This window comes from Hymenobacter sp. (assembly GCF_036388155.1).
In the GTDB taxonomy this organism is placed as follows: Bacteria; Bacteroidota; Bacteroidia; order Cytophagales; family Hymenobacteraceae; genus Hymenobacter.
In genome coordinates, this window is the sequence record NZ_DASVSI010000034.1 from 1 (window position 1) to 22,921 (window position 22,921).

General features: G+C 58.8%; 14 protein-coding genes. 2 read left to right on the plus strand and 12 right to left on the minus strand.

Annotated elements, in window-relative coordinates:
• Window positions 1-177 precede the first annotated feature (177 nt).
• Complete coding sequence (gene rnr / locus VF629_RS04840; protein WP_331057325.1) at window positions 178-2,670, minus strand: ribonuclease R; 2,493 nt, start codon at window positions 2,668-2,670, stop codon at window positions 178-180.
• Between the two features lie 254 nt (window positions 2,671-2,924).
• Window positions 2,925-4,829, minus strand: a complete 1,905-nt coding sequence (locus tag VF629_RS04845; RefSeq protein WP_331057326.1) for an ABC transporter ATP-binding protein — start codon at window positions 4,827-4,829, stop codon at window positions 2,925-2,927.
• Between the two features lie 98 nt (window positions 4,830-4,927).
• Here VF629_RS04845 and VF629_RS04850 point away from each other — a divergent pair, with 98 nt between their 5' ends.
• Window positions 4,928-5,377, plus strand: a complete 450-nt coding sequence (locus VF629_RS04850; RefSeq protein ID WP_331057327.1) for a hypothetical protein — start codon at window positions 4,928-4,930, stop codon at window positions 5,375-5,377.
• Window positions 5,378-5,402: 25 nt separating this feature from the next.
• On the opposite strand, the gene VF629_RS04855 is transcribed toward VF629_RS04850, so the two are convergent.
• The 4 genes from VF629_RS04855 to VF629_RS04870 form a co-directional block, all read right to left on the minus strand.
• On the minus strand, window positions 5,403-6,074 hold the full coding sequence (locus VF629_RS04855; RefSeq protein ID WP_331057328.1) for a lipoprotein signal peptidase: 672 nt from the start codon (window positions 6,072-6,074) through the stop codon (window positions 5,403-5,405).
• Between the two features lie 167 nt (window positions 6,075-6,241).
• A complete protein-coding gene (gene ileS, locus VF629_RS04860; protein WP_331057329.1) occupies window positions 6,242-9,742 on the minus strand; it encodes an isoleucine--tRNA ligase in 3,501 nt (1,166 codons plus the stop codon).
• 195 nt (window positions 9,743-9,937) lie between these two features.
• The gene (locus tag VF629_RS04865) at window positions 9,938-12,382 is read right to left on the minus strand and encodes an efflux RND transporter permease subunit (protein WP_331057330.1); all 2,445 of its coding nucleotides are present in this window, start codon (window positions 12,380-12,382) and stop codon (window positions 9,938-9,940) included.
• Between the two features lie 243 nt (window positions 12,383-12,625).
• The gene (locus VF629_RS04870) at window positions 12,626-14,128 is read right to left on the minus strand and encodes a glycine--tRNA ligase (protein ID WP_331057331.1); all 1,503 of its coding nucleotides are present in this window, start codon (window positions 14,126-14,128) and stop codon (window positions 12,626-12,628) included.
• A 174-nt stretch (window positions 14,129-14,302) separates the two neighbouring features.
• On the opposite strand from VF629_RS04870, the gene VF629_RS04875 reads away from it, so the two are divergent.
• Window positions 14,303-15,706, plus strand: a complete 1,404-nt coding sequence (locus VF629_RS04875; protein ID WP_331057332.1) for an inorganic phosphate transporter — start codon at window positions 14,303-14,305, stop codon at window positions 15,704-15,706.
• 185 nt (window positions 15,707-15,891) lie between these two features.
• Here the strand turns inward: VF629_RS04875 and VF629_RS04880 are convergent, their stop codons facing one another.
• The 6 genes from VF629_RS04880 to mnmG all read right to left on the minus strand — a co-directional run bounded on the left by VF629_RS04880 (window position 15,892) and on the right by mnmG (window position 22,731).
• Window positions 15,892-16,377: a hypothetical protein gene (locus VF629_RS04880; protein WP_331057333.1), complete on the minus strand. Its 486-nt coding sequence runs from the start codon at window positions 16,375-16,377 to the stop codon at window positions 15,892-15,894.
• 124 nt (window positions 16,378-16,501) lie between these two features.
• Entirely contained in the window at window positions 16,502-16,996 is a 495-nt protein-coding gene (locus VF629_RS04885) for a DUF4385 domain-containing protein (RefSeq protein WP_331057334.1), read from the minus strand.
• Window positions 16,997-17,880: 884 nt separating this feature from the next.
• A complete protein-coding gene (locus tag VF629_RS04890) occupies window positions 17,881-19,518 on the minus strand; it encodes an Ig-like domain-containing protein (RefSeq protein WP_331057335.1) in 1,638 nt (545 codons plus the stop codon).
• A complete protein-coding gene (locus tag VF629_RS04895) occupies window positions 19,502-19,798 on the minus strand; it encodes a hypothetical protein (RefSeq protein ID WP_331057336.1) in 297 nt (98 codons plus the stop codon). Before VF629_RS04895 ends, VF629_RS04890 begins: the two co-directional genes overlap by 17 nt.
• Window positions 19,798-20,703, minus strand: a complete 906-nt coding sequence (locus VF629_RS04900) for a class I SAM-dependent methyltransferase (RefSeq protein WP_331057337.1) — start codon at window positions 20,701-20,703, stop codon at window positions 19,798-19,800. The genes VF629_RS04895 and VF629_RS04900 overlap by 1 nt, the downstream gene beginning before the upstream one ends.
• 159 nt (window positions 20,704-20,862) lie before the next feature.
• On the minus strand, window positions 20,863-22,731 hold the full coding sequence (gene mnmG / locus VF629_RS04905; RefSeq protein WP_331057338.1) for a tRNA uridine-5-carboxymethylaminomethyl(34) synthesis enzyme MnmG: 1,869 nt from the start codon (window positions 22,729-22,731) through the stop codon (window positions 20,863-20,865).
• Window positions 22,732-22,921: the final 190 nt, after the last annotated feature.

Consider the following 22,921-nt stretch of genomic DNA (forward strand, 5'->3'; position numbering starts at 1 on the left):
CCTGGCCCCTCTCCAAAAGAGGGGAGCCGAGAGGCGTCTGACGGATGAGCTTGGTAGTACTGGCATCAACAAAAAAGCCCCAACTCTGGATTGAGTCGGAGCTTCTATTATCGTCAGGCTCCCCTCTCTTTTAGAGAGAGGCCGGGGGTGAGGTTCCGCGGGGCTGGGGCGCTGGGTCTAGCGGCGCTTGTTGCCCTTGTGGGCGCCCTTCGCCATGCCGCCGCCTTTGCCGCCCTTGTCATAGTCGCGGTAGCCGCGAGGGGCACCGCCGCCACGGTTCTTGCGCTCATCGGCCTCGCGCTTCTTCACGTGGTCGGGGCGGTCATCGACTAGCTCAAAGTCGATGGTCCGGTCCAGGAGGTTGGCCGATTTAACTACTACATCCATCACATCACCGAACTGGATGATGCGCTTGGTGCGGCGACCCACGATGCGGTAGTTGTCCTTGTCGAGCTCGAATTCATCACCGGGAATGTCCGAGAGGCGCACCATGCCTTCGCACTTGTTCTCCTCGATTTCGATGTACATGCCGCGCTCGGTGAGGCCGGAAACCACGCCCTTGAACGTGTTGCCGATTTCGTCAGCCATGAACTCCACCTGTTTGAACTTGATGCTGGCGCGCTCGGCGTTGGCGGCGAGTTTTTCGCGGGCCGAGGAGTGCTTGCACTCTTCTTCCACGGGCTCCACCGGTACGTTCTTTCCGCCGAGCAGGTAGTGCTCGAGCAGGCGGTGGGCCATCATATCCGGATAGCGGCGGATGGGTGAGGTGAAGTGCGAGTAGTGGTCGAAGGCCAGGCCGAAGTGGCCCAGCGGCTCGGTGCTGTAAATGGCCTTGGCCATGGTCCGAATGGCGAGGCCTTGGAGCACGTTTTGCTCGGGCTTGCCCACCACTTCGGAGCTCAGGTTGTTGAGCTCGGTGCTGATTTTTTTCGGGTTGTCGAGCTTCAGCTTGTAGCCGAATTTCTGGGCGAAGAGGGCGAAGGTTTGGAGGCGTTCGGGCTCAGGCGCATCGTGGGTGCGGTACACCATGGTGAAGCGCGGCTTGGTCTTTTTGAGGTTGAACACGAACTCGGCCACCTTGCGGTTGGCCAGCAGCATGAACTCCTCAATCATCTTGTGCGCGTCCTTGCGCTCCTTCACGTACACGCCGAGGGGTTTGCCGTGCTCATCTAGCCGGAACTTCACTTCCTGGGTTTCGAAGGTGATGGCACCTTGCTTGAAGCGCTGGGCGCAGATTTTATGCGCCATGTCGTTGAGCACATTTATCTCCTCGGCATAGTCGCCCTCCTTGCTTTCGATGCGCTCTTGGGCCTCCTCGTAGCTGAAGCGGCGGTCGGAGTGAATGATGGTTTTGCCGAACCACGACTCGTAGAGTTTACCATTTTCGTCGAGCTCAAACACGGCCGAGAAAGTCAGTTTGTCTTCGTGCGGGCGCAGCGAGCAGAGGCCGTTGCTCAGGCGCTCGGGCAGCATCGGAATCACGCGGTCGACTAAGTAAACCGACGTAGCGCGGTGCTTTCCCTCGCGCTCCAGCTCGGTGCCGGGGCGGACGTAGTGGGTCACGTCGGCGATGTGCACGCCAATTTCCCAGTGGCCGTTTTCCAGCTTCTCGATGCTCAGAGCATCGTCAAAGTCCTTGGCGTCGGCGGGGTCGATGGTAAAGGTGGTGACGTTGCGGAAGTCGCGGCGGCGGGCAATCTCATCCTGCTCAATCAACTCGCTGATGCCTTCCGATTCGGTCTCCACTTCCTCAGGGAATTCGAAGGGCAGGCCAAACTCGGCCATGATGGCGTTTATCTCGGCTTCGTTGCCGCCGGCCGCGCCGAAGTTGCGGATGACCTCTCCCACCGGCTGGCGGCTGCTGTCCTCCGGAAACTCGTTGATGCGGACCAGCACCTTGTCGCCGTTGCGCGAATCGTGCAGCAAATGCGGCGGCACAAACACGTCGAAGTAAACCTTGCGGTTATCAGGCTTCACAAACCCGAGCGTGCCCTGAATCTGGATGCGGCCCACTACCTCGGGGCGCTGGCGCTTGAGCACTTCCACCACGTCGCCCATGGGGCGGCCGTCGCGGGAGTTGCGCAGGCGCACCCGCACCACGTCGCCCTGCAGGGCAAACTTGAGCTGGTCGGTAAACACGCGAATGTCGTCGCCGGCGTCCACGCCCTCGGGCACGACAAAAGCGAAGTTGGGCGTCGCCAAATCCACCGTGCCAATGACCGTATTGGCCGGGGCGCGCTCGGGGCGGTCGTCGCCGTCGGCGTAGTCGAAACCGGCGTAGCGGCGGCGGTGCACAATGGGGTCCTGGCCAAACTCGGCCTGCACCGAACGATTGCGCGGGGGCTGCACCGGCAAGTCGGCTTTTTTGCTCGATTTCTTGGCGTTAGACGGCATCAGCGCGGTGGCCACAGCGTCAGTGTCAGCCAAGCGGTATTCGTCGTTCTGAAGCAGCGTAATCAGGCCGTTTTTGCGCAGAACTTTGATGTGGGCGAAGATTTCCTCGCGCTGTCCCTTGGTCGTGACGCCGAGGCGGCGCGACAGCTGGCGGTAGGCCAGCACTTTGGTAGGATTGTCGGCGAAGACACGCAGCACTTGGTCTTGCGTGATGGCCGTGGGTTCGGGCTTTTCGCGCTTGGCGCGGGGAGCCCGGGTGTTTTCGGGGGTGTTCATGTGAAAAAGACAGCCGCCGAAAGTTGATTGGTCGCAGGCGGCAAAAGCGGAAATTGATTGGCCGAATGAATCGGCACGGTAAGTAAAACGCGGCAGAAGCCGGTAGGTTGTAGCGCGGACTTTTAGTCCGCGAGTAGCAGCACAAGGAGTCTTGTAAAAAAGCGACAGAAGCTGCATCTGTCGGCGCAAGGTATCAATCAGGCGCAGGTCCGGGCCAGAGCATTTGAATTCGCGGACTAAAAGTCCGCGCTACGTTACGCCCGGCTGGCCACGGCGGCTTCGATGTCCGCCAAGCTGTCCTTCGGGATGGCGGCCAGCAGGCCTTGGGTGTATTCGTGCTGCGGAGCGGCGTAGATGGCTGCCGCCGGGCCGCTCTCCACGATGCGGCCCTGGTGCATGACCAGCAGCCGGTCGCTCATAAACCGGGCCACGGACAGGTCGTGCGTGATGAACAGATAGGTGATGCCGAACTCGCGTTTGAGGTCGTTGAGCAGGTTGAGAACCTGCGCCTGCACCGACACATCAAGGGCCGAAACCGACTCGTCGCAGACAATCAGCTTGGGCTGCAAAGCCAGCGCCCGGGCAATGCAGATGCGCTGCCGCTGCCCGCCGCTGAACTCGTGCGGGTAGCGCTGGAAATGCTCCTCGCGCAGCCCCACGGTGCGCAGCAGCTCCATCACTTTCGCCTTTTGCTGTTGGCGGGTGCCGCCCACGTTATGCACGCGCATCGGCTCCCAAATGGCCTCGCCCACCGTCAGCATGGGATTGAGGGCGGCGTAGGGGTCCTGGAACACCAGCTGCAAATCGCGCCGACGGCGGCGCAAGTCACCACTGGACAGCTTGGCCAGGTCAGTTCCTTCAAACAGGATGCTGCCGGCCGTTGGTTCCGTGAGGCGGAGCAGCGCCCGGCCGAGCGTAGTCTTACCGCAGCCGGACTCCCCTACCAGCCCGATGGTCTCGCCGGGATAGAGCGTGAAGCTGACATCGTCCACCGCCCGCACGTAGTCGGTGGCCCGACGGAAGAAACCCTTGCGAAGCGGGAAGTAGACCTGGAGGTTTTGAACCTGGAGAAGCGGTTCGGTGGCGTTGGGCTTGTCAGCCACGACGGGCTCGCTGACGGGCGCCGAAGTAAGCTTGGCAGGGCGTGGAACATCGCCAATTTGCCCATGTTCCACGGGGAACGTTTTGGCGGTTTCAATTTTATCCCGTAACTGCTGCTGCTCCACTTCGGGCGAAGATTCCGCAAGTGCCTCATCTGGCAGCGGAAGCACGGGCGCCGGCTGGGCAAAAAGCTGCCCGCTGGCATCTTCCCCCATGAAATCAGCTACCACAGGCAGGCGTTTTTTGCCCACCGAGAGCCGCGGACGACACGCCAACAGCCCTTTTGTGTACGGATGTTGCGGATTTGAAAAAATATCCAGCACCCTCCCCTGTTCCACGACCTTGCCCCGATACATCACCAGAATGCGGTCGGCGATTTCGGCCACCACGCCGAGGTCGTGGGTGATGAAGAGGACGGCCGTGTTGTGCTGGCGGCGTAGGTCGTCGATGAGGCGCAACATGCGGGCCTGCACCGTCACGTCGAGAGCCGTGGTGGGCTCGTCAGCGATGAGCAGGGCCGGGCGGCAGGCCATGGCCATGGCAATCATCACACGCTGCTTCTGGCCCCCCGAGATTTCGTGCGGGTAGCTGTTGAAGATGGCTTCGGGGCGCGGCAGCTGCGCTTCGGCAAACAGCTGAATGGTGCGCTCCTTGGCGGCCTGCTTGGTGCAATCGGTGTGCAGCAGCAGGGCCTCCACCACCTGGCTGCCGCAGGTGTACACGGGGTTCAGCGAGGTCATCGGCTCCTGGAAAATCATCCCAATGTCATTGCCGCGCACCTGGCGCAGGTCCGTTTCAGAGAGTTTCAGCAGGTCCGTTTCGCCAAGCTTTTCGGAGAGAAAGATGGTTTTGCCGCTGGCAATGCGGCCGGGCGGCATCGGAATCAGCCCCAGCAGGGCCAGCGACGTCACGGATTTGCCCGAGCCCGACTCGCCCACAATGGCCAGCGTCTCGCCCCTATTCAGCTCAAACGACACGTTATCCACGGCCCGCACGTCGCCGCGGTGGCTGGAGAAGTCAATAGTGAGGTTGGAAACGGTGAGCAGGGGGTTGGGCACGGAGGGGATTAAGGGTAGCGGTTGTGGGCAGTTTAGGTATGCAAGAACGTCATGTACGCAGGAACGTGTGGTACTTTGTTCCCAAAAGCCCTTCTCCTATGAGTTACGACCTAATGGTTTTCAGCCAAGAGGCAGCCCCGAAAACGAAGGATGAATTTATGGCTTGGTATGACACCCAAACGGAATGGGCAGAGGAGCATACCTACGATGACCCAGCTGTTACTACTCCTAGCCTTCAGGCTTGGTTAATAGAGATGGAGCATACTTTTCCGGACATGAATGGTCCTAATGCGACCGATGACCACACAAGTGATTACGAAACGGACTATTGCATTGGCCGTGTGGTTATATATGCGGCCTTCAGCTGGTCCTTAACAGAAAAAGCATACGAAACGGCTCATCGGTTGGGGCAAAAGCATCAAGTTGGCTTTTACGATTGCAGTTTTGAAGGCCCGATACTACTCCCTGAAAACGGCGAATTAAAGCCAATGGAAGAGCCTGACAAGCTGAATACTGACTTGAAGAAGCCTTGGTGGAGGTTGTGGTAGCGGACCTAATGCGCCTCTCCCCTAATTAAGCCAGATTCTCAGAGTCAGGAGCTACCAAAGGGGCGCGCTCCGTGGCAACGGCTTGGTTCTGCTCTTCCTGCTTGAAAAAACGGCTCTGATTCAGCAGAATCAAGGCTACACCGATGAAAATGGACGAGTCGGCGATGTTGAAGATGGGCCAGAGCGAAACGTACTTCCCTCCTAGCAGCGGCCAGTTCTGGGGCAAAAAGCCTTCGTAGATGTCCACGTAGAGCATGTCAATTACCTGGCCGTAGAACCAGCGCGTAGGCGAGGCAAATGGTGCATTGTTGTAAACGATGCCGTAGAAAATTGAGTCAATCAGGTTGCCGACGGCGCCGCCCAGAATCAGGGCCATGCAGGCGATGTAGCCGCCTGATGCCCGCTGCCGGCAAAGGCGAATAATGTAGTAGCTCAACCCAAAGACGGCTACTAGGCGAAAAGCCGTCAGAACCAGCTTGCCGTAGGGAGCCGGCAGCTCAGCCCCGAAAGCCATGCCCGGGTTCAGCGTGTAATGGAGCTTAAACCAGTTGCCAAATACCGGAATTTCTCCCGCCATGCCGGGCTGCATGTAGGTGTGCACGGCCCACTTCGAGAGCTGGTCGATGGCAATAATGAGCAGGGCCAGCAGGAAGAATTTGGCCGCGTTTTGCTGGCGAGTGGTGAGGGTTGGGTGCATTCAGACGGTGCCAAAAGTGGCGAGAGCGACGGCCTGTTTTATTACCGTCTTTTTGTACCTTTTATAACTGACTGTCTGGCCTTTTGAGCCTAAATAGACGAGCTTATTGAGCGTTTGTGCGACCGAGGACTCACCGGGGTTTCGAGGCCCCGACGAGTCGTTCAGCATCAAGCAGTTGCAACCTCCAAATGCACGGGCACGGAGTAGTCATCAAATTCGAGCACGGAACCGCCGTTCACATCGGCCGCAAACGTCAGGGCGAGGGCCTGCGTTTCGGTGCGGATGTAGTCACCGAACGCGGCCACGGCGGCTGTGAGCTCGGGCTGGGCATCTGCCAAAGTGACGCGGATTTTGTCCTGCACTTCCAGGCCTGAGTCTTTGCGCAGGTTTTGGAGGCGGTTCACCAGCTCGCGGGCGAGGCCTTCCTGGCGCAGTTCGTCGGTCAGGGTCACGTCGAGGGCCACGGTGAGGGGGCCGTCGGTGGCCACGAGCCAGCCGGGCAGGTCGTCGGTACGGATTTCCACATCTTCAAGTACGAACTTGATGCCATGCCCCATTACTTCTAGAGTCAGTTCACCGACTTTCTCTAGATGGGCAATTTCATCTTCGTTCATTTCTTGAATCCGACGCGCGATGTTCTGCATACGAGGGCCGTATTTCTTGCCTAAAACCTTAAAATTCGGCTTCACAGACTTTACCAATACGCCGTGGGTGTCGTCGAGGAATTCGATGTGCTTCACGTTGATTTCGGCGCAAATCAGGTCCTCCACGAGGCCCACTTGCTCCTTGGTCGAGTCGTTCAGCACCGGCACCAGGATGCGCTGCAGGGGCTGGCGCACCTTCAGCACCGACTTTTTGCGCAGCGAGTGAGCCAGCGAGCTGATGCGCTGGGCCAGCTCCATGCGCTCCTCCAGCTTCTGGTCGATGCGGGCAGCGTCGGCTTCCACCAACAGCCCCAGATGCACCGATTCCGGGGCCAGGGGCGTGTTTTTGGCCACGGCTTCGGCGCGCATGCAATCGGTCATGTTCTTGTACAGCCACTCGCCGAAAAACGGCGCGATGGGCGACATCAGCTGCGCCACCACCACCAGGCATTCCTGCAGGGTTTCGTAGGCAGCGCGCTTGTCCTGAGTCAGTTCGCCTTTCCAGAAACGGCGGCGCGAGAGGCGCACGTACCAGTTCGAGAGCTGGTCGGTCACGAAATCCTGGATGGCGCGGGCGGCCTTCGTGGGGTCGTAGCTATCCAGGTAGCCGCGCACTTCCACAATCAGCGACTGCAGTTTGCTGAGCACCCAGCGGTCCAACTCGCTCAAATCCGACTGCGAAATGCGGTCGAATTCACGAGTCTGGAAGTCGTCCAGATTCGCGTAAAGCGCATAGAACGAGTACGTATTGAACAGCGTACCGAAGAAGCGGCGTTGCACCTCGGTCACACCGGCGGGGTCAAACTTGAGGTTATCCCACGGTGGCGCGTTGGCGATGAGGTACCAGCGGGTGGCATCGGGGCCGAACTGCTTGATGGTGGCAAACGGGTCCACGGCGTTGCCGAGGCGCTTGCTCATCTTCTGGCCGTCCTTGGCGAGCACCAAGCCGTTGGCCATCACGTTTTTGAAGGCCACGGAATCTTCCAGCATCACCGCCAGGGCGTGCAGCGTGAAGAACCAGCCGCGAGTTTGGTCCACGCCTTCGGCAATGAAATCGGCGGGGAAATTCTTCTGGAATTTTTCGCCGTTTTCGATGGGGTAATGCCACTGCGCGTAGGGCATGGCACCGGAGTCAAACCACACGTCGATGAGGTCCGTCTCGCGGTACATGGGCAGGCCGCTGGGCGAAACGAGGAAAATATCGTCCACGTAGGGCCGGTGCAGGTCTACTTTGGGTTCCTGGTTCCTGGTTGCTGGTTGCTGGTTGTCGTTCGAACCAGAAACCAGAGACGAGGAACCAGAAACCCGATACGGGTTGTGGGTCATGACTTCGGCCGCGACGGCCTTGTCAATCTCCATTTTCAGCTGCTCGATGCTGCCGATGCACAGCTCCTCGGTGCCGTCCTGCGTGCGCCAGATGGGCAGCGGCGTGCCCCAGTAGCGCGAGCGGCTGAGGTTCCAGTCCACCAGGTTTTCCAGCCAGTTGCCGAAGCGGCCGGCGCCGGTGCTTTCGGGCTTCCAGTTGATGGTTTTGTTGAGTTCGATGAGCCGGTCCTTCACCGCCGTGGTCTTGATAAACCAGGAATCGAGCGGGTAGTAGAGCACGGGCTTGTCGGTGCGCCAGCAGTGCGGGTAGGTATGCTCGTACTTCTCCACTTTGAAGGCCGTGCCATCCCCTTTCATCTTGATGACAATGCTCTCGTCCAGCGTCTTGTAGTCGACACCAGTTTCGTCGTGGCCGTCGTAGTTCTTCACCCAGCGGCCCGCAAACTCGCCCATTTGAGCCACGTAGCGGCCCGTCCGGTCCACGATGGGACCGAGCGTGCCTTCGGCATCCGGCACCATCAGCGCCGGGATATCGGCCAGTTGCGCGGCCCGGAAGTCATCGGCCCCAAACGTGGGCGAGATGTGCACGATGCCCGTGCCGTCTTCGGTGGTTACAAAGTCAGCAGGGATGACACGAAAACCCTTTTCTTCGCCTTCGAAGTGTGGGAAACCAGCTTCGATTCCAAATAGCCGTTCATATTTGATTCCAGCTAGTTCAGCTCCAGTGAATTCTCCTAAAACTTTGAATGGCAAATATTTGCCGTTCGATGTAGCAGGACCTGTCCATTTCTCTACTGACGGCAATACACCATGACCTACAGGATAGGTTGTAGTGTAGTCGAAGTACGAAGTGAAACGGCTTTTTGCCAACAATACATTGACTAGCTCACCAGTGTATTGATTTTTAGTTTGAATAAGTTGATAGACGATTTTTGGGCCCACAGCCAAGCCTGTGTTAGCAGGCAGAGTCCAAGGCGTAGTTGTCCAAGCTAATACAAAAGTTTCGGCGGGGTCTTCAACCTCAAAAAGCTTCTCAGACGCAGCGTCGCGCTTCACCTTGAACTGAGCTACAACTGTCGTATCCTTTACGGGCCGATAAGTACCCTCTTGGCTCAATTCGTGGCTACTTAAGCCAGTGCCCGCGGCCGGCGAGTACGGCTGAATGGTATAGCCCTTATACAGCAAGCCCTTGTCATAAAGCTTCTTGAGCAGCGCCCAGCAGCTTTCGATGTACTCCGGCTCGAAGGTCACGTAAGGGTCGTCGAGGTCGACCCAGTAGCCCATTTTCTCGGTCAGGTCGTCCCATTGCGCCTTGAAGCGCATCACGGTTTCGCGGCAGCGTTGGTTGTACTCCTCGACGCTGACTTTCTTGCCGATATCCTCCTTCGTGATGCCGAGCTCCTTCTCCACCTGCAGCTCGATGGGCAGGCCGTGGGTATCCCAGCCGCCTTTGCGAGGCACTTGCTTGCCCAGCAGCGTCTGGTAGCGGCAGAAGATGTCCTTCACCGTGCGCGCCATCACGTGGTGGATGCCGGGGGCGCCGTTGGCCGAGGGCGGGCCTTCGTAAAACACGAACGTGGGCTGGCCTTCGCGGCTGCTCACGCTCTTTTCAAAGATGCCGTGCTCCTTCCACCAGGCGAGGATGTCCTCGCCCACCTGGCCGTAATTGAGCGGCTGCTTGTACTCGGGGTATTTCATGTTTCTCTTTCTATATCTTTTCAATCGGCTGTCATGCTGAGCCTGAGAAGCATCTTATCACGTTCAAACGAATCGTTCAGCGGTGATGAGATGCTTCGCAAGCTCAGCATGACAAGAGGCGCGGGAGAGATGCTTCGGCTGCGCGGACGCCAGATGAAGCATGACGTTCTTTTTTATTCTGGTAATCTGAGGGTCTTAAATCTCATACGTACCGACTTCGCCTTCCTTTTTCATTCGGGCGAGGTTCAATTCCTGGTCATCGTCTTCTTCGTGGTACGACTCGTCATAATGGCGAATCAAAGCGTCGTTATCAATGAGGTTGCCTTTGCCATGGTCGAACGTAATGAGCATGGCGGGCAGCAAAATCAGGTTGGAGAAGTTGGTGATTAACAACGAAGCCGACATTAACAATCCCAAAGCTTTGGTGCCACCGAATTCGCTGAAGGCAAAAATGCTGAAACCGACGAACAACACGATGCTGGTGTAAATCATGCTGGTGCCCGCCTCGCTTAGCGTAACCGATACGGCTTCGCGCACCCGGTGGCCATTGAGGGCCATTTCCTGGCGGAATTTGGCCAGCAGGTGAATGGAGTTGTCCCCATCAATACCCAGTGCAATCACGAAAATCAGGGCGGTGCTGGGCTTGAGCGGGATGTTGAAAAAGCCCATAATACCGGCCGTCAATACCAGCGTCACGGCATTCGGAATGAGGGCAAACAGCACCGTGCGAGCCGAGCGGAAGAGGATAAGCACCACCAAGCCTACCAGACCAAAGGCCAGCAGCAGGCTTTCGCGCAGGGTGTGAATGATGTATTCGTTGCCTTTGGTGAAGATGATGGTGGTGCCGGTGGGCCGAATATCCATGCCCGAACCGGTGAAAATGCGGTTCATCTCGGGCAGGATGCGCTTGTTCATCAGCGAATCGAGGTTCTGCGAGCCGATATCGGCGATTTTGAGGCTGATGCGGGCCCTCTGGCCGGTACTGTCGGCGAAGGACCGCAGGAGCTTGCTGTTCATGCCCGCCTCATTGCCGGCACCCTTCGAATTGGCCAAGGCGGTGAGAATGTAGGGACGTTCCGAGTTATCGGGCAGGCGGAAGAACTTGGGGTCGCCGTTGTAAAAAGCCTGGGTGCTGGCCTTGAGGAAGGTAACCAGGCTGACGGGCGGCGACAGCTCCGGTTGTGTGCGCAGAAACTTCTCAAACTGGTCGATTTTCTCCAGGTTTTTAAGCTTCAGTAAGCCGCGCTTTTTGTGGGTATCGACTTCGAATTCCAAGGGCATCACGCCGTTAAAGTGGCTTTCGAAAAAGGCCAAATCGGCGTTGACGGAGCTTTTCTTGGGCAAATCGTCGACCATGTAGGAGACAGATTCGATACGCGAAATGCCGAATGCCGCGCCCGCTACCATCACCAGGGCCGCGACATATACCGTGGGCCGGCGGTCGAGCACAAGGTGGTCGAAAAACTCCAGCAGCTTGGTGAGCGGCTTGGCATCAAGGTGCTCTAGTTGCTTAGGCGTGGGCGGCGGCAACATGCTGAACACGGCCGGAATCAGAATAAAACTGATGAGGAAGGCTGCGAAAATGTTGATTGTGGCCACCAGGCCGAACTGGTACAGAATCGAAATATCGGTGAAGGCAAACACGATGAAGCCCACGGCCGTGGTCATGTTGTTCATCAGGGTGACGAGGCCGATTTTGCGGATTACCCGCGTCATGGCCAGCATCTGGTTGCCCGATTTCCGGTAGTCGTAGTGGTAGCGTGAGAGCAGGTAAGTGCAGTTCGGAATGCCGATAACGACGATAATACTGGGTATAAGGCCCGTGAGCAGGTTGATTTTGAAGCCCAGCAGCACAATGGAGCCAATGCACCAGATAACCGTGACGCCCACCACAATCAGCGGAAACACCACCGCCGACCACGTCCGGAAGAACACCAACAGCGTGAGCCCGGTTACGACCATGGCCAGGATGGTGAAGAACTTCATTTCCGACGCCACCTTGCTCGTCATCGTGGAGCGCACGTAGGGCAGACCGGCGTAGTGCAGCTTGATTTTGGTCTTCTGCTCGAACTGCTTCGTGAAGCCCAAAATGTTGTTCATCACGGCCTGCCGGCGCGACGAGTTCAGGTATTTTGGGTCCATGGTCAGGGCCAGCAGCGTGGCCCCGGTGGTGGGGCTGATGAGCTGGCCCTTATAAAACTCCACACTGTTGACCACCCGCATCAGGCTGTCCAGCTCGCGTTGGCTGCGCGGCGCAGTCTTAAAAATGGGGTTGGCTTTGAAGCTATTATTTGCCGTGTCTTTGCTGATGTTCAGCAGCTTGCTCACACTCAGCACGCCGTTCACGCCTTCTACTTTGGCCAGGGTATCGGTGAGAATGCGCAACTCGTTGAAGTTGCTGAGCTTGTAGACGGAGCTGTCCTGCAGGCCTACCACCAGCACGTTGCCGTCCTCGCCAAAGGTCTTCTTAAAGTCTTGGAAATAAATCATGTCCGGGTCGTTCGGACTCACGACCTGAGCGAAGTCGTAGGTCATCTCCACGTCCTTGGCTTTCCAGGCCATGAACACGGTGATGACGGCCAACACCGCAATCAGCGAAAGACGAAACCGGATAATGAAATAGGCGAGCTGCTCCCACATAAAACCCTGCAAAAAGGCAAAGTTACGTAAGGGCACGGCGGGGCAACCTCACCCCCGGCCCCTCTCCAAAAGAGAGGGGAGCCTGACGAGCTTGATTTGCCCAAATTAAAAAGCCCCGGCTCAAAGCAGAGTCGGGGCTTTTTACATTATTACATAGCCTCTAATGAAGCGGAGATAGCCATCAGGCTCCCCTCTCTTTTGGAGAGGGGCCGGGGGTGAGGTTGCTCCGCGTTTGGTCAGCTTCTACAGCTTCTCGAATATGCGGCGCGGGCTCACGGCCTCCCCGATGTAGGCACGCAGTTCCGAAATCGGCATGCGGGTTTGCTCGCGGGAGTCTCGGTGGCGCACGGTCACGGTGTTGTCCTCCAGGGTCTGGCCATCGACCACGATGCAGAAGGGCGTGCCGATGAGGTCCTGGCGGGTGTAGCGCTTGCCGATGGCGTCACGCTCCTCCAGCACGAGGCGGAAGTCGTACTTCAACGAGTCGAAGATTTCCTGGGCCTTCTCGGGCATGCCGTCTTTGCGGACGAGCGGGAAGATGGCGGCCTTCACTGGGGCCACGGCTGGGTGCAGCTTCAGGAAAGTACGGGTTTTGGTTTGCTGGGCCTCGCCTTCCCCTTCCGTAATGGTTTCTTCCTGGAAGGCGTTGCAGAGCGTGGCCAAGAATAGGCGGTCGGCGCCCACTGAGGTTTCTACCACGAAAGGCACGTAGTTGCCGTAGGCCTTGCCAGTGGCGGGGTCGATGTCGGCGTCGAAGTACTGCTGCTTTTTGCGGCTCAGGTTCTGGTGCTGGGTCAGGTCGAAGTCACCGCGCGAGTGAATGCCTTCCATTTCCTTGAAGCCAAAGGGAAATTCGTACTCAATGTCCACAGCTTCGCTGGCGTAGTGCGCGAGCTTTTCATGGTCGTGGTAGCGCAACTTAGTAGCTGGCAACCCCAGCGCTTCGTGCCAGCGGCGGCGTGTTTGCTTCCACTTATTGTACCACTCTTCCTCGGTGCCGGGGCGCACGAAGAATTGCATCTCCATCTGCTCAAACTCCCGCATCCGGAAAATAAATTGGCGGGCTACAATCTCATTCCGAAAGGCCTTCCCGATTTGAGCAATGCCGAACGGAATTTTCATGCGAGCCGACTTCTGCACGTTCAGGAAGTTCACGAAAATGCCCTGGGCCGTTTCGGGCCGGAGGTACAAATCCGTCGTCGTGCCTTCTACTGCGCCAACCTGTGTGGTGAACATGAGGTTGAATTGGCGCACTTCCGTCCAATTGGCCGTTCCCGAAATTGGGCACTTGATTTTCTCATCAATGATGAGTTGACGCACGGCCACCAAGTCGTTTTCGGTTAGCAGCCGGCCCATTTCTTCGAGCAGCATATTCGCCTTCAGAATCTCGCCAGCTTTCTCGTATTCAGCGGCTTTATCTTCCACCAAGACATCGGCGCGGTAGCGCTTTTTGCTGTCGAGGTTGTCAATCAACGGGTCGGAAAAGCCATCGACGTGGCCCGAAGCTTTCCAGGTAAGCGGATGCATGAAAATGGCCGCGTCGATGCCCACGACATTATCATGCAGCTGGGTCATCGATTCCCACCACAGGCGCTTGAGGTTGTTTTTCAGCTCCACGCCATTGGGGCCGTAGTCGTACACGGCGGCCAGGCCGTCGTAGATTTCCGATGACTGGAACACGAAGCCGTATTCCTTGGCGTGGGCCACTATATCCTTGAGCTGGGTGGTTTCGAGTGCTGGGTTCATGCCCACAAAAGTAGGCCGCTGTGGCCCAAGCTAAAACAGCTGCGTAGAAGGCCGGGAATGTCGAGCTAGCGGCTAAAGCCCCCCGCAGGACACAATTCGGTAACATCCCGGCTGTGAGCAACCATCCTACCTTTGCTCCATGAATAAAAACAAATTCCCACAAAACTGCTGTTTATGTTTGGTTTAGAACCTCACGTACTCCTGCTTCTCGGCGTGTGCCTGCTGGCCGCCTGCGCGTTCGAGTTCGTGAATGGCTTTCATGATACGGCAAATGCCGTAGCCACTGTGATTTACACCAACACGCTCCGGCCCTGGGTGGCCGTGGTGTGGTCCGCTTTTTGGAACTTCATCGGCGTGTTCGCCGGCGGCATTGGCGTCGCCATGGGCATCGTGTACCTGCTCCCCGTCGAAAGCTTGGTCGACGCCAACGTGTACCACGGCATCGCCATGGTGGGCGCCCTTATTCTGGGCGCCATTATCTGGAACGTGGGCACGTGGTACTACGGCATTCCGGCTTCCAGCTCGCACGCCCTCATTGGCTCTATTTTGGGCGTCGGCATTGCCTTTTCGTTGCTCCCCAACGGACAAGGCGCGGCCGTAAACTGGAGCAAAGCCGGCGAAACGGGCATTGCCCTGCTCGTGGGCCCGTTGCTGGGCTTTGCCCTCACCATTGGCATGATGTTCTTGTTCAAGCGCTTTGTGCCCAGCAAGGCCATTTTTAAAGAACCCCATAAGCGCAAGCCCCCGCCCCTCTGGATTCGGCTGCTGCTGATTGTGACCTGCACGCTGGTGAGCTTCTTTCACGGCTCCAACGACGGCCAGAAAGGCGTGGGCCTCATCATGCTGATTCTCATTGGTATCGTGCCCAGCTTTTTTGCCCTCGACCAAGGCAAAAACCCGCTCGACCTGCGCAGTTCCCTCACCAAAGTTGAGCAGGTGATGAGCCGCGTAAACCCCGCCGAGCTAAGCCCCGCCGACCAAAAAGTGCTAGCCGACGTGAAAGCCCAAACCAACGACCTCGACCGCATTTTTGCCAACACCACCCGCATCGAGGACCTGCCCCGGCAGACGCGCTTCGAGATTCGCCGCGACATCCTGCTCATTGCCAACCGCGCCAAAAAGCTGCTCGCCTCCGAAAAAGTTAGCCTTAGCACGCAGGAACGTTCTTCCTACGACGCGGCCATTGCCGAGATGAAAACCTTCACCGACTACGCCCCGTGGTGGGTGTTGCTCATGGTGAGCCTCTCGCTGGCCTGCGGCACCATGATTGGCTGGCAGCGCATCGTAAAAACCATCGGCGAGCGCATCGGCAAAGAGCACCTGAGCTACGCCCAAGGCGCCAGCTCGGAACTGGTGGCCGCCATGATGATTGGCGCGAGCACCTACGCCGGCCTGCCCTCGTCGACCACGCACGTGCTCACTTCGTCCATCGCGGGCAGCATGGTGGCCAGCCGCGGCGTGAAGAACATCAACCCCGGCATGGTGCGCAACATCGCCTTGGCCTGGGTGCTCACCTTGCCCGTTACCATGGTCCTGTCGGGCTTGCTGTTTTTGTTGTTCCGCACCCTGCTGGGGTAAGGCGAGCCACCGGCTGAAAGCAAAAAAGGCTGTCCCTCAACGGAGACAGCCTTTTTTATTGGGGCTTTGTTAGCAAAACGTTGCTTGCTAGCAAATCGGGCGAATAGGGGGATAACCCTACCTGTTTTAGTGACTTATCCACTTATCCACAGCAAAAAAGGTGGCAAATGTGGATAACCATTGGTTTATTGAGGCCATTGCACCTCCATGTCGTCGTTGATGAAGACGCCGAAGTTCACGAACTGCAGCTCGCCTTCTTCGAAGTACAGGTCAATCATCGACTTCTCGTAGGAGAGGCGCACCGCTCCTTCTTCCATGGTTTCGAGTTCGGGCGTGGGCTGGTTGTGGCGCTGCATGAGGGCCTTCACCTGGTCGACGCTCTGGCCGTAGATGGCCTCGCCAAACAGGCGCATGCTGGGGTTGTCGGTTTCAATGCAGCTCAGGCGGAAGTCGTCTTCGCGGTCGAAGTACAGCGACAGCAGGTAGTCTTCCTCGTGGTAGTTCCAGGCTTGGTGCTCAAAGTCGTCGTCGTCGTCAGATTCCTCAATTTCTTCGGGCTCGCCCACTAGGGTGCGCACCTCGTCCATGGTGGCCCCAAAGCGCAAGGGGCCCATGCCGGTGCCCAAAATAATTTCGTTCTCCTCGATGCTGGAGGGTTGATTGGTATTCATGGGATTGGGGTGAAGGATGGGTAGCAAAGGTAGGCAGCGGGGGTAGTTGTCAGTTGCCCGTTGTCAGTTGTTAGGTTGTTCCATTCAATGCTAACAACTGACAACGAGCAACTGACAGCAAACTTCATTTCCCGTATTTCTCGATGAAGGCTTCTTTCTGCCGCAGGTAGTCGGGGTGCACTTTGGCCTGGTCCCACTTGCGCTTGAAAATGGCGGCCGCCTCCACCTTGTCCGGGTCGGGGTGGTCGGTACGCGGCAGCTCGGCGCGGCCGTGGGCGCCGCCTTGGCCTTTTTTGTCGTCGGGCACGGGGCCGGCGTATTTCTTGCCGCCGCGGTGGTTGGCGTAGCGCCGGGCCCGCGTAAAGCCCATTTGAATGAATTTTCGGGCCATGTCGGCCCCCACAAAATCCTCGGCTTTTAAATAGGCCTCAAACAGGCCGTAAATCGTCTCCGACGACTCGGTGGCCGCTGCGGCGTCTTTGAAGCGCCAGTGGGGCAGGATTTCGCCCTTGTAGGGCTGCACCAGCAGCACGCCCTGCTCGCCCCGGCCCACGCGGTACAGTTCGGGGTGCTGGCGGAAGTCAACGGTGTGGAAATCGAGGGTGTAGTCGAAAGGCATTGCCCGCTATACGCAAGGTGGCCCACGGGGGGATAACTGCCCAGATTTCGGGGCAACCTCGGGCCTCGGTGAAGGCGCTGCCGGCGAAAAGTGCGGCGCCCCATTTTTTTCCAGCGGCGAAGCGCTTGCCGGAAGCTGCATTTTCTGCTCAGGGTCCAACCCTTGAAGCGGGACTCAAACCCTTGAAGCGGGACTCAAACCCTTGAAGCGGGTTTTCCCCAACCTTAACTTTTTATTAAAACTTTTTTTCAAAAATCCTCTTTTGTTTCCACTCATTAGGTCGGTTGATAAGTGGATAAGCCGAAGAGGTTATCCCCAGCGTGGATAACGTGGGGGTAATAAGGGCTTTATCCACTCGCTTTCCACCGGCGTTGTGGAAAACAAGTGATTGTTAGACAACGATTTATTTCATTTTTCAACATTGGCTGTGGGTATCCACATTTTCGCTATCCACGCCCAATTGGGGTTGTGGGAAGGCCTGCTGGCGGGGGAAAGTTATCCACGGTTATCCCCGCCCTTACAGCCCTGTTAAACCGTCGAAATCGCCAAAAAAACTTGTGCTCCACTTATCCCCTTCCGCTAGCCACATTTCCCCCAGGTTATCCCCGAAATTCTCCACAGCGCGAAATTGATGTGGAAAAATCAGTGGAAAACCGGTGGATTACTACTGAAAATGCCCCTCAGTAACTGGTTTCGAAGATTAGTTATGCACGACAGTTGCTCGGAACTGGGCATAAAGCCCCTCAATAGCCAGTTGACATGCGGTGCAGCACGCGCTGGCTTGTGCAGTGAAGCAGCGCCAACCAAAAAGCCCAGAGGAAACGCCCCGTCGCACTGCATGCGGGGCGTTTCCTCTGGGCTTTGGCCTCAGCTAAGCGCTTTGGCTAGAATTTCAGGGGCTCTACGATGTCGAAACCCGCCCGAACCTGTTGGGGGCGCGGGTGGAGGTACACGGGCTCCGGTAGCAGGAGCAGGTTGGGGTCGCCGTTGCGCCAGCGCCCGTCCCCGTCCCTGTCGATGAGCACGCGCAGGCGGTAGATGCCGGCGGGCATGTCGGCAAACAGGTACTTGCCCTTGGGCGAGGCCAGGCTGGCCACCACCTGCAGCTTGTCGTCGAGCAATTGCAGCTCAAAGCTTTTCTCCTGGGTGGTGATGGTGCCGGACAGGCTAGTGGAAACGTCCTGCTCACTGATGCCCAGCCGCAGGGGTTTCAGGCGCAGGTTCTGGCCGGTAATGGCCGTGATGGCCGTGGAGTCGAGCACAACTTCCAGCCGGGCCTGGGCCTTGGTGTTGAACTTCACGGTGAGCAGGGTGCGGTCGGGGCTGAGCACGCCGTCGGCGGGCAGGCGCAAGGGGCGGCGTTTGGTAGAGTCTTCGATGAGGGTGCCAAACGGCTTGCCCGCTGCCACGCGCACCGGCACATTAAAGCGGAATTTCACCTGACCTTCCGGGTACACGTCGCGCGGGCTGCCCTCCACCGAGTAGAGCGGCGCCGCCGCGGCCACTTTTTTGGCCGTGGCCGGGGGCACCGGAAATTTCACTTGCAGCGTATCGCGGCCCACGTTGCCGGTGCTGTCCACGGAGGTGAGCAGGTAGCGGCCGTCGCCCACTTCGGGGGTTTTGAACAACACCACGCCGCGACCGTTTTCCACCACTTGTATTGCCTCGGCCACGGCGGCCTGGGGCGCCGTGGCCCCCAGCGGCGCCAAGGTGGCAGACCGGAGGCCTTCGTTAAAGCTCAGGCGCAGCTGCGTGGGGCTGGGCGTGCGGGTGGTGAGCAAGGGCGGCCGCCGGTCGGGCTGGGTGAGCACCAGCGGCACGGGCGTATCGGCGCTGCCCGCGATGGTGATGGGCGCCGGCAGGTAGGCAATTTTTTCGCCGTCGTCGTAGCGCCCGTTGTTGTTCTTGTCGCTCACGGCGTAGATTTTGTAGACGCCGGCTTTCAAAAAACCGAGGCTGAACTTGCCTTCTTTGTCGGTTGCGACGGTGTAGTACGGGCGGCCCCGGCGCACCCCGGCCGTGTCGGCTTCGCGGTACAAGCCCACGCTGGCTTCGGCAATGGGCTTGGCCGTGAGCACGTCCGTTACCACGCCGCTCACTTTGCCGGAGTCGAGCACGGCCCCGGTGCTGAAATTGAGCACTGCGTTTTTGGCCGGCAGGGCCTCGGTGATGTCCACGACGCCTTCCCGGAAATTGAAGCTGTACGTGGTGTTGGGGTCCAGCGGCTTCTCAAAAAGCAGGGTGATGGAGTTGCGGTCCTCTCGCAGCTTGTAGGGGTTGTCAACCGGGAGCTGGGGGGTGATGAGCAGGTTTTTGCTCAGGTCTTTGGTGACGACGGGCTCCGAAAATTCCAGCCGAATAAACTTTTGGCTCACGTTGCGGGCCGCGCTGTCGGGCGAGCTGCTGATGCGGCGGGGAGGCGTGCGGTCGCGCGGGCCGCCCAGGGGCGGGGCCACGGCGGCACAGCTTTCAAGCAAGGCAACCAGCGCCAGCAAAGCCAGCAGTTCAGCGCGAACGGACATTATAGAGTAACAGCGTGGTGATGGTAAGCAGGGCAATGGCCACCCCAATGCGCAAGGCCAGCGGGCGCGTCACGGCATCGGTGGGCTCGGCGGTAACGACGGTGACGTGCCGGGCGGTATCCGCCACAAAGGTCGGGGCAGCGGATTGTAACGAATCGGGCCGCGGCAAAGCTCCCGGCGCAACGGGCGCAGGTGCCGGCACGGTTTGGGCGCGGGCCGCCGGCAGCAGACAAGCGGCCAGCGCCAGCCCCCTCCCCCACCGCTGCGCCGCCCCCCGCATCAGGCCGCCGGGGTGCGCCGCCCGGCCACGTACAACAGGCTCGAATACTGCCCTTCGTGCTGCTCGGCGTACTGGTTCGATTTATAACCGGCCTTCAATACCGTAATAATCCCGCCCGCGCGCTCCGCCTTGTGCTTTTCGCTGAGCATGCTCACGTAATAGGCATCCAGTGGCATAGGCAGGGTTTGGCGGATGGCCAGTTTGTGCCGTTTAAGCAGCTGGGTCATGGTTTTGGGGGCAAAGTGGTAGAGGTGCCGGGGCACGTCGTAGGCCGCCCACAACTCGCGGTAATGCTGGGCGTCGAGGCTTTCCACGTTGGGCACGGCGACGAGGATGACGCCGTCCGGCTTGAGCAACGCGACCAACTGGGCCAGCGTTTCGTTGAGCGTGTGCACGTGTTCGAGCACGTGCCAGAGCGTGATGGCGTCAAACGTGCCAGGCTGAAAAGAGGCCAAATTCTCCTCCCCGATGGTCTGGCCCAGGCGCTGGCTGGCTTCCTCGCGGGCGCGGGCGTTGGGCTCCAACCCCGCCACCTGCCAGCGTGCCGCCTTAGCGGCTGCCAGAAAGTGGCCGGTACCGCAGCCATAATCCAGCAGTTTGCCCCGGCGCGGCGCCAGCTTGTTCAGCAAGCCAACCTTGCGGCGCATCGTGAAAAACCGGGCCACTTTGTAGGCCTGATTGACCAACCCCACCGCGGCGCTGTTGTGCGACACGTAGTCGTCGGACTCGTAGTAGCGGCCTATTTCCGCCGCGCTGGGCCGGGGGTTGGTGAATAGGAAGCTGCAATTTGTGCACTGCACAATGGCAAAGCTTTCGTGGCTCACCGTGCGGTCTTCCACCACCATCTTGTTGCGGAAATCGGGCTTGCCGCACACCGGGCAGCTTTCTAATCGTTCGTAAGACACGGATAGGTCTAAATGGCAAAGCCGGCCGTGGGTAGTACGGCGCGGCAACTCTTGTAGCCCGGCAAAGTTCGCAAGATTTTAGGAAGCGCGATGTAGCGCGGACTTTTAGTCCGCGAGTCGTAACGTTCGAACTCGCGGACTAAAAGTCCGCGCTACATCTTACCGCCCCAAATACACCATTAGCACCGATACATCGGCCGGCGAAATGCCGCTGATGCGCGAGGCCTGCCCAATAGTCTCGGGCTGAATCTTGAGCAGCTTCTCACGCGCCTCGTGGCTGAGGGCCGGCATGGCGCGGTAGTCCAGCTTGCCCTGAATTACAAAGTTTTCCAGCTCTTGCATGCGCGAGGCCTGCTGCTGCTCTTTCACCAAATAGGTTTCGTATTTGATGTTGATGATGGCCTGCTCCAAAGCCTCAGCATCGAAAGCTGCCAACGCAGCATCCAGTGCCGGCAGGGCGCGGCGCAGGTCAGCCAATTCCACATTCGGCCGGCGCAGCAGGTTCACGGCGCGGGTCTTTTCGTGGGTTTCGGCCGAGCCCAGCTCTACCAACAGCGGGTTGATTTCGGCTGTTTCGATGGCAAATTTCTGAAGCAACTCGGCCAATGCCGCCGCCTGCGTTTCTTTCAGGCGCACCCGCTCCAGCCGCTCATCCGAAGCCAAGCCCAGCTCGTGGCCCAGCGGCGTGAGGCGCAGGTCGGCGTTGTCCTGGCGCAGCAGAATGCGGTGCTCGGCGCGGCTCGTGAACATGCGGTAGGGCTCGTCGGTGCCTTTGTTCACCAGGTCGTCGATGAGCACACCGATGTAAGCTTCGCTCCGTTGAAGGATGAAGGGCGCTTTGCCGTGCACTTTGTTGTGGGCGTTGATGCCGGCCATCAGGCCCTGGCAAGCGGCTTCCTCGTAGCCCGTGGTGCCATTGATTTGGCCCGCGAAATAGAGGTTCTGCACGCGCTTGGTCTCCAGGGTGAGCGAAAGCTGCGTGGGCGGGAAAAAGTCGTATTCGATGGCGTAGCCGGGGCGGAACATCTTGGCGTTTTCGAAGCCCGCGATTTCGCGCAGGGCGCGGTACTGCACGTCCTCCGGCAGCGAGCTGCTGAAGCCGTTGATGTAGCACTCCACCGTGCTCCAGCCTTCGGGCTCCACAAAAATCTGGTGGCGGTCCTTGTCGGCGAAGCGGTTGATTTTGTCCTCCACGCTGGGGCAGTAGCGCGGCCCCAAGCCCTTGATGCGGCCCTGGAACATGGGCGACTTCTCGAAACCTTCGCGCAGGATGTCGTGCACCCGCTCGTTGGTGTAGGTGATGTAGCAGGGGCGCTGCTGCGTGAGGCGCGGCGTGTCGAGGTAGGAAAATTTGCTGGGCACCTCGTCGCCGCCCTGCGCTTCCATTTTGGAGTAGTCGAGGCTGCGGCCGTCCACGCGGGGCGGGGTGCCGGTTTTCATACGGCCGGCTTCAAAGCCCAGCTCCAGCAGCTGCTCGGTGATGCCGCGGCTGCCTTTCTCGGCTGCCCGGCCACCGCCGAAGTTTTTCTCACCAATGTGGATGAGGCCGTTCAGGAACGTGCCGTTCGTGAGCACCACCGATTTGCCCCGAAACTCAATGCCGAGCTGGGTTTTCACGCCCACTACCACGTCGTTTTCTACCACAATACCGGTCACAGCTTCTTGCCAGAAGTCCACGTTGGCAATGCCTTCCAGGGTCAGGCGCCAGGCTTCGGCGAACCGCATGCGGTCGCTTTGAGCGCGCGGGCTCCACATGGCAGGGCCTTTCGAGCGGTTCAGCATCCGAAACTGAATCATGGTCTGGTCGGTGATGATGCCCGACTGGCCGCCCAGCGCGTCGATTTCGCGCACAATCTGGCCCTTGGCCACGCCGCCCATGGCGGGATTGCACGACATCTGCGCGATGGTGTTCATGTTCATCGTCACCAGCAGCACTTTCGAGCCGAGGTTGGCGGCGGCGGCGGCGGCTTCGCAGCCCGCATGGCCCGCGCCCACTACAATGACGTCGTATTCGGAGGTTTGAAACATATTCGGAGAAAACCCGCTGAAGCAGATTCGAAATTAAGCACCGCGCTAACCGGCGATAAGTAACGTGCAACGCCAAATAGCCCGCCCGGCGTTCCGGCGTTGAGAATTACAAAATTACGCAATCAAAAACCCACCGCCAGTTTCAAACGAAACGGGAGGTGGGTTTAGGAATTAGGGCTACTTGTACAGT

What these genes read in the sequence shown, in the direction of transcription:
- rnr (WP_331057325.1), bottom strand. Translation starts at nt 2,670, where the DNA reads ATGAACACCCCCGAAAACACCCGGGCTCCCCGCGCCAAGCGCGAAAAG.
- VF629_RS04850 (WP_331057327.1), top strand. Translation starts at nt 4,928, where the DNA reads ATGAGTTACGACCTAATGGTTTTCAGCCAAGAGGCAGCCCCGAAAACG.
- VF629_RS04855 (WP_331057328.1), bottom strand. Translation starts at nt 6,074, where the DNA reads ATGCACCCAACCCTCACCACTCGCCAGCAAAACGCGGCCAAATTCTTC.
- ileS (WP_331057329.1), bottom strand. Translation starts at nt 9,742, where the DNA reads ATGAAATACCCCGAGTACAAGCAGCCGCTCAATTACGGCCAGGTGGGC.
- VF629_RS04865 (WP_331057330.1), bottom strand. Translation starts at nt 12,382, where the DNA reads ATGTGGGAGCAGCTCGCCTATTTCATTATCCGGTTTCGTCTTTCGCTG.
- VF629_RS04870 (WP_331057331.1), bottom strand. Translation starts at nt 14,128, where the DNA reads ATGAACCCAGCACTCGAAACCACCCAGCTCAAGGATATAGTGGCCCAC.
- VF629_RS04875 (WP_331057332.1), top strand. Translation starts at nt 14,303, where the DNA reads ATGTTTGGTTTAGAACCTCACGTACTCCTGCTTCTCGGCGTGTGCCTG.
- VF629_RS04880 (WP_331057333.1), bottom strand. Translation starts at nt 16,377, where the DNA reads ATGAATACCAATCAACCCTCCAGCATCGAGGAGAACGAAATTATTTTG.
- VF629_RS04885 (WP_331057334.1), bottom strand. Translation starts at nt 16,996, where the DNA reads ATGCCTTTCGACTACACCCTCGATTTCCACACCGTTGACTTCCGCCAG.
- VF629_RS04890 (WP_331057335.1), bottom strand. Translation starts at nt 19,518, where the DNA reads ATGTCCGTTCGCGCTGAACTGCTGGCTTTGCTGGCGCTGGTTGCCTTG.
- VF629_RS04895 (WP_331057336.1), bottom strand. Translation starts at nt 19,798, where the DNA reads ATGCGGGGGGCGGCGCAGCGGTGGGGGAGGGGGCTGGCGCTGGCCGCT.
- mnmG (WP_331057338.1), bottom strand. Translation starts at nt 22,731, where the DNA reads ATGTTTCAAACCTCCGAATACGACGTCATTGTAGTGGGCGCGGGCCAT.